This window comes from Streptomyces sp. (assembly GCF_050698815.1).
Taxonomy (GTDB): Bacteria; Actinomycetota; Actinomycetes; order Streptomycetales; family Streptomycetaceae; genus Streptomyces.
In genome coordinates, this window is record NZ_JBOHCV010000233.1 from 1 (window position 1) to 1,916 (window position 1,916).

The following is a 1,916-nucleotide window of genomic DNA, read 5'->3' on the forward strand; positions in this document are numbered from 1 at the left end:
GCATGGACCCCCGCCAGATGCTGCGGCAGCACATCGCGACCGGCGCGGGCGTGACCGTCGCGGGCATCAAGGTGCCGCGCGAACACTCCGCCTCGTTCGGTGTCATCGGCACGGTGCCGCACGACACCCGGATCAGGGAGTTCCTGGAGAAACCGGCCGACCCGCCGGGCCTGGCCGACGACCCGGACCACGTGTTCGCCTCGATGGGCAATTACATCTTCTCCACCAGCGTCCTCCTCGAGGCGCTGCGGCAGGACGCCGAGGACGAGGACTCCGTACACGACATGGGCGGCAGCATCCTGCCGCTGCTCACCGAGCGCGGCCAGGCCCAGGTCTACGACTTCGACGGCAACGAGGTCCCCGGCGAGCGCGAACGCGACCACGGTTACTGGCGTGACGTGGGTACCCTCGACGCGTACTACGACGCGCACATGGACCTGATCTCGCCGAACCCCGTCTTCAACCTCTACAACCGCGACTGGCCCATCTTCACCAACCAGGCGCAGCTGCCACCGGCGAAGTTCGTGGCCGGCGGCATCGCGAGAGAGTCGATGGTCAGTGCGGGCGCCGTCATCGCCGGGCAGGTGACGGGTTCGGTGCTGGCACCCGGCGTGGTGGTCGAGGAGGGCGCGGTGGTGCAGGGCGCGGTGCTGCTCCCGGGCGTACGGGTGGGCCGCGGGTCGGTCGTACGGCAGGCGATCCTGGACAAGAACGTCGTCGTACCGGACGGCGCCACGATCGGCGTCAACGGCGAACACGACGCGGCGTACTGCACGGTCTCCCCGGAGGGCATCGTCGCCCTGGGCAAGGGCCGGCACGTGCTGGATTGAGCGCTCTCCGTACAGCCATGCCTCAGCTCGCCGGCGAGGGTCGCAGGCAGACGGTTGTCAGTCCGGCGGCTTCGGGCCGGCGCTGCCGCGTAGGGAGGACAGCACCAGGCGCCCGTAGCGCGTGGTGAGGACGGCGCCGGTCGCGGCGATGGAGGCGGCCAGGGCGACGAGCAGGTGGGTCGGGGACTGGTCGCCGAGGACCTGGAGGATGCCCAGGGCGGTGCCCAGCGGCAGACCGAGAATGGTGAGGACGCCGAGCGCGCCGCTGATCTGCTGGTTCTCCTGCGTCTGGACCAGCCTGCTGTAGTCCGCGGCCTCGGCAAGGATTTCGCTGAAGCGGACGGGCAGCCGGTGCTGTGCCTGGAAGGCGAGCAGCAGCGCGTTGGCCGGACCGTGGGCGGTCAGGTGCTGGCGCCAGTAGGTGCTGCGGAAGAGTGCGATGTTCTTCTCCAGCGAGGCGACTCCGGCGGCCAGCCGGGCGGAGTCGAAGATGCCGGAGAGCTCGTCGGTGAGTTCGTCGATGTGGTCGCGCTGGAGCGATCCGAGCAGCAGCGCGTCGAGGTAGACGGTACGGGCGTGGAGGGCGCCGAAATCGTAGAAGTCACCGTCGCCGGTGTCGGCCCGGTGGCCCAGGAAGGCCGCCCCGTGCCGCAGCACCAGCGCGCTCCAGTCGGCCGAGACGCGCACGGCTCGGTCGAGTTCCTCCGCCGCGATCTCGGGAGCCAGCGGGAAGTCCACGGGTGTCGAGCGGGAGGCGAGCTGCCACAGCCAGCGGTCGGCACCCGCGGGCAGCGCCGCCTCGGCATCGGCGCGGAGCGCCGGCGCGTGCTGCTCGTCGGGGGTGAGGAAGGCGACGGTGTAGGGGCGGCCGATCGAGAACCCGTCGGCGCCGACACGTACTTCGGCGAGGTCGCCCAGCAACTGCTCCGGCGCGAACGGGCCGGTGAGCGGGTCGGGCCCGGCCGTGTGCCGGTGGCCGATCGCGCGCAGTACGGGGAGGAGCGGGCGCTGGACGGTGAAGTGCAGTACCGCCAGGGCGTGTTCGGGGCGCCGGGCCGTAGCGGTGCGCAGGATCTCCATGCCGTG

General features: G+C 71.2%; 2 protein-coding genes. One reads left to right on the forward strand and one right to left on the reverse strand.

Annotated elements, in window-relative coordinates:
- Window positions 1-830: sugar phosphate nucleotidyltransferase (locus ACRDP3_RS08555; protein ID WP_431516250.1), on the forward strand; the 830-nt coding region annotated here is incomplete at its 5' end.
- A 57-nt stretch (window positions 831-887) separates the two neighbouring features.
- On the opposite strand, the gene ACRDP3_RS08560 is transcribed toward ACRDP3_RS08555, so the two are convergent.
- Window positions 888-1,916, reverse strand: a 1,029-nt coding sequence (locus tag ACRDP3_RS08560; protein ID WP_431516251.1) for a hypothetical protein, incomplete at its 5' end; no start/stop codon positions are given.